The sequence below is a fragment of the Microcoleus sp. Pol12B5 genome, from assembly GCF_036701335.1.
Classification (GTDB): Bacteria; Cyanobacteriota; Cyanobacteriia; order Cyanobacteriales; family Microcoleaceae; genus Microcoleus.
Window position 1 is genome coordinate 1 of the sequence record NZ_JAUBQQ010000134.1, and the last position, 4,735, is coordinate 4,735.

Below are 4,735 nucleotides of genomic sequence, written 5' to 3' on the forward strand. Positions count from 1 at the left end.
TCTAATTAACTCATAATTTTGCCTGGAATATCATTCTACTATGTATTTGTGTAATTAATTCTGTCTAACTACTTACCTCAAAGCACTGCGCCGCTTAATGCCGGCAGTCCCGCATACAATTGTTTTCGTAAATGCGCTGTCTGTCTTAGATGAAAACAGCGTTCCAATTCCGATGCAATTGTCGATCGAAGTTTAAGCGTTGAAAAGTGTGAACAACAGGTAAGATGCCGGTTCCACAAACATTAAAATATGTTGTGGGGTGGGCATCTTGCCCGCCCAAGAAACAGGCAAGATGCCTGTTCCACAAATATTCAACTAAACTAGAAATAGATTTGAGTCAAGGAGTCACATCAATGCCATCTCCCTTCCCCGGTATGGACCCGTATTTAGAGCATCCCGAACTCTGGCCTGCCTTACACCACTGGCTAATTATTGAAATTGCCAGATTATTATCTCCGCAATTACGTCCTAAGTATTTAGTGTCTGTAGAAGTGAGAATGTATGAAACCGCTGACGACAATTTATCAATTGGCATTCCTGATGTAAACGTAATTCAGCCAAGAACTACAACCGAATTAATCACATCAAACGTAGCCGTTGCAGCGCCACCAACACAACCCTTGACAGTAAATATTCCCATGCCATACCAGGTTCGGGAAGGCTATTTAGAAATTAGAGAAAGAGGAAACCAAGAACTAATCACCCTGATTGAAATCCTCGCGCCTAGCAATAAGCGCACAGGAAAAGGACGACAAATGTACGAAGAAAAGCGAGAAGAAATTTTATCGAGTCGCACTCATTTAATTGAAATAGATTTATTGCGGCGCGGTCAAAAAATGCCCGTTATTGGCAATGACATTGAAAGCCACTATAGCGTTTTGGTGTGTCGGGGAAATCGCCGTCCCAGAGCAGATTTGTACGCTTTTAACGTGCAGAACTCGCTGCCTGCCTTTCCTTTGCCGCTGCGATCGGGCGATACCGAACCTATAATCAATTTGCAGGAATTATTCACTCAAATTTACGACATAGCAAGTTACGACCTCAAGATAGATTATCGCAACTGGGAAGTCATACCACCCATGTCAGAGGCCGATACAATTTGGGCAGATGCTTGGTTGCGCGATCGAGGATTGCGAGATTGATTTGATATCAAATTGGCACACGTTGCCTTCTCTTTGAGCTCTTCACCTTCCAATGCTTCACGCCTGCTAACCCACATTGTCAATCCTCATCCGATGAAACATCACGTCAGCATCGATGACATCTCCTCGATTTGCCACCTCAATGTAGTAATATCGATCGCCCCCTTTGGCAGTATGAATTTTTATTGGAATAGTGTTCTGTGAGGTTGTTATTCAGTCGCCTATATCTCACGGTTGAATCAAGTTTTGTTCGGACTTACGATAGCGGGCAATCAACCAGCGATGTTTAAGGGAGGGATACAACAACATAGCTGCAAGAGGCAGTCCAGATCCCCCCAACGTTAGCAAAGTATAGACATTTATAAAGCCCACTACAAATCCCATACCTAAAGCAATTCCCAGCACTGTACTTAGTGCTGCCACCGTTAACACAAAGCGATCGAGTGTGATTTCTCTCAAAAAGTCACGATCCAGAAAATGAATAACAATTATATCAACCCAAACTCCAAACGCCGCTCCAAGCATTGCACCTGAGATCGCGCCAAAAATCAGCGCGAACAAGGCACTAGAGAAACCTTGAGTCATCTGTACCGCCAGTCCCGTAATAGTCAGGCCTATACCGCCCCCTATCCAACTCCATGCTTTAATTCCAAGGTTTGCTCCTGTCCCCCAAATAGTTGCTACTGTGGCAACAGCTAGAGCAATAATTCCTATAGCTGTTTGAGACCAACCTAAACTACCGATGACTATAGTTGTTATTACTGTTGAAAATATGAACAATACTGCCATGCTTTTGTAGGGAGGTTTCTTAACATCAATTGGCAAAGGTGCTGTCTGAACCCTGATAGTTACATCATGTGTTTCTGGCGAGGCATTTGTATGTAAAAGAAGATGACGCTCGTAATGTTTATCTGCTGCAAGGAGGGAAGTATCTACGGTAATTTCACATTTTACTAAATTCTCCTTAAAACTAGCAGGTGAGAATGAAATCCAAGCATGGGAATCAGGAGTATGTGGTGGATCTTGAAGATGAAGAGCTACTTCCCAATTTCCCTCTAGCAAAGTGTCAGGCATTAAGTTGCAAAAGTGAATTTTTTGTGTAATTTTTTCACCTAACCGAGTTGCTTGGAAAACCAGAGAATTTGTATTTAAGCTGAATTCTGGTACTCGAAAGACATACAACGATTTAAGGTCTTCCAAAGCTGTAACAGCATTTGGATAGCGATCTCTTAGCCTCGGTTGCACCATCTTTTCCAACCAGCTAACAAATCGTAAACTTAAATGTGGGATTAGCTGGCTGAACCGAATAAGATAGGGGTCATCCTCGTCCGTTAAGTCCTGAAGAGCTGTCGAGGGGGTACCTGTAAGCAAACAAATCAAGGTTGCTCCCAACCCATATAAGTCAGAGGCTTCTGTAGGTTTCCGTAACTGTTCGGGGGGAATAAAACCGGGTGTTCCCTTGAAAACGCTACTGCCAGATACTTCCTGACTGCCAATTCGCGCAAACCCAAAATCGATCAGATAAACCCTGAGTAGATCGTCCACCAGTATATTTTCTGGTTTAATATCTCGATGGATGACTGGCGGAATTCGATTTTGCAAATAAACTAAAATCTCTAGTACGGATACAGCAATTTGCTTGATTTCTTCTGGTTCAAAACTCCGTAACACTCCTAAGATGGTGCATCGATATACTCCTGCACCATACAGAAACCATCCGGCGTGGAAAACCCTCCTAAGTAGCGAGGAATACCAGGATGGTTGAGTCCTTGCAAAACCTGAATCTCTCGTTCATGAACACTAAAAGCTGACCAGTCAGAACCAGATTGAGCAAAACAAAACTGCTTGACAACCACTTGCTGTTTTATATCAGTAGTATCAATAGTTGAGGCAAGCCAGGTAATTCGTCCCCCTTCTCGATTACGTCCTAGTTCGCGGATCACCTCATATCCTTGGTAAGATAAGTCAGGATAATTGTTCATCAGTATCTCCTAAATAATCAAAATACTATTTATTCCTGAATGTTATTGGAATAAGTAATAAAAGTCTAATTATTTGCGGGCGATTCCTCTGTAGGCTTCCTAGTAACTTAATGGTTGATATTAATCACAAATAGCTTTCAACCGCCACTTAACAGCTAAACATCTTGGCTTTGCATCAACCGCTGCTTCAAACGCGCCGGATCTCCCCGATCGACAACTTGGCCCTTTTCCAACAAAAAAGCCCCATCACAATAATTCAACTCATCCAAACGGTGAGTCACCCACAAAGCCGTAATCCCGCGATTTTTCACCAACCGCTGCACCGCCGCCACCAAATCCAACTGAGAATCAGGATCTAACAAAGCCGTCGGTTCATCCAACAGGAGAATTTCGCAGTGACGGGCGATCGCCCCAGCAAGAGCAATTCGCTGCTTCTGGCCCCCACTCAAAGCATAAATCGGCCGCCGCTGCAAATCCAGCAAATTCACAGCCTCCAAAGCCTCCGCCACCCTCTCCCGCACCTGAACGTTAGAAAGCTTTTCCTCCACCAAACCAAAAGCCACATCCGCACCCACTGTCGGCATAACCAATTGGTGATCCGGATTTTGGAACACAAAACCCACCCGCCCACCCAGGTCAATTTCTCCCGACTGGGGGTGCAGCAGCCCAGCCATCAGCCTCAACAGCGTAGACTTGCCGCTGCCGTTAGTGCCCAAAAGCATCCAAAACTCGCCCTTAGGTACATCCAGAGAGCAACCTTGCAACACTCGATCGCCCGACGGCCAGCAAAAACCCAAATCCCGCACAGCAACGGCTGACTGGCTCATATCGGCACCAACACCCCCAGCCCTCATTCTGCTGTCATCGAGACAAAGCCAGGGGATCTGCCTGTAGATGACGCCCCCGATTTCTGAGAAACCACCACCCCAGAAATCTCGCTGCTGAGTACAGCCACCTTTTTCTCAGGATTTTTCTCGCAGGTGAGTTCCAAAATTTGCGGTTGGGAGTTGCGAATCGCCGCCAGTACCTGCTGGTAAACAGTCTCAGCGTCCTCCTCCAACTTCCGCTGCACCGACAGCGAGACGGGCGTATTTTTCACAATGATGTCAATGCTGAACATATAGTCTTAAAAACCTAAGTTTGGAGCTCTATCCTCAGTATATATATAGGACTTACCCACGGAAACCCAGTTTCTTAGAAAAATAAGAGGTTGAGGCCGATATATTTACCAAGCCACCGGGCTTCTGAGGCAAAGCGCAGAGACTCCTATATAGTAGAAGTTCCCAAATGCAGGCCCAAGACTTCGGGGACTTCGAGGGCTTCGGGGACTTCGCACAAGTAAAAAGTCAAGAGCCAAAAGTTTTTTAAGAAAAACTTGCTCTTGTAAAGAATTACCTCTATAATCGTCAATACGGTAAAGAAAAGTAAAGTCTGTTCATAATCCAACTTGTTTTCTGCTAAGCAGAGGCAACGGTGGAAGACTCATGACTAGAGACAGATCCGTTGTAATTATATCCATTTGGAGATTTGCGTAAATGACAATCGCAGTCGGACGCGCCCAGACCGAAAGAGGCATATTTGATGTCCTCGACGACTGGCTCAAACGCGATC

At 44.9% G+C, this 4,735-nt stretch carries 5 protein-coding genes; 1 reads left to right on the forward strand and 4 read right to left on the reverse strand.

The genetic code is table 11. The features are described 5' to 3' along the window. The first annotated feature begins 353 nt into the window (after positions 1 to 353). Positions 354 to 1,142: a DUF4058 family protein gene (locus QUA24_RS26765; protein WP_333233430.1), complete on the forward strand. Its 789-nt coding sequence runs from the start codon at positions 354 to 356 to the stop codon at positions 1,140 to 1,142. A 228-nt stretch (positions 1,143 to 1,370) separates the two neighbouring features. Here the strand turns inward: QUA24_RS26765 and QUA24_RS26770 are convergent, their stop codons facing one another. The 4 genes from QUA24_RS26770 to QUA24_RS26785 form a co-directional block, all read right to left on the reverse strand. Next, a complete protein-coding gene (locus QUA24_RS26770; protein WP_333233426.1) occupies positions 1,371 to 2,744 on the reverse strand; it encodes a protein kinase domain-containing protein in 1,374 nt (457 codons plus the stop codon). Positions 2,745 to 2,815: 71 nt separating this feature from the next. Further along, the gene (locus tag QUA24_RS26775) at positions 2,816 to 3,124 is read right to left on the reverse strand and encodes a hypothetical protein (RefSeq protein WP_333233428.1); all 309 of its coding nucleotides are present in this window, start codon (positions 3,122 to 3,124) and stop codon (positions 2,816 to 2,818) included. A gap of 155 nt (positions 3,125 to 3,279) precedes the next feature. Next, positions 3,280 to 3,951: an energy-coupling factor ABC transporter ATP-binding protein gene (locus QUA24_RS26780; protein ID WP_281363590.1), complete on the reverse strand. Its 672-nt coding sequence runs from the start codon at positions 3,949 to 3,951 to the stop codon at positions 3,280 to 3,282. Positions 3,952 to 3,974: 23 nt separating this feature from the next. After that, positions 3,975 to 4,244, reverse strand: coding sequence for a hypothetical protein (locus QUA24_RS26785; RefSeq protein ID WP_190663726.1), 270 nt, complete (start codon positions 4,242 to 4,244; stop codon positions 3,975 to 3,977). Positions 4,245 to 4,735 lie beyond the last annotated feature (491 nt).

What these genes read in the sequence shown, in the direction of transcription:
- QUA24_RS26765 (WP_333233430.1), top strand. Translation starts at nt 354, where the DNA reads ATGCCATCTCCCTTCCCCGGTATGGACCCGTATTTAGAGCATCCCGAA.
- QUA24_RS26775 (WP_333233428.1), bottom strand. Translation starts at nt 3,124, where the DNA reads ATGAACAATTATCCTGACTTATCTTACCAAGGATATGAGGTGATCCGC.
- QUA24_RS26780 (WP_281363590.1), bottom strand. Translation starts at nt 3,951, where the DNA reads ATGAGCCAGTCAGCCGTTGCTGTGCGGGATTTGGGTTTTTGCTGGCCG.
- QUA24_RS26785 (WP_190663726.1), bottom strand. Translation starts at nt 4,244, where the DNA reads ATGTTCAGCATTGACATCATTGTGAAAAATACGCCCGTCTCGCTGTCG.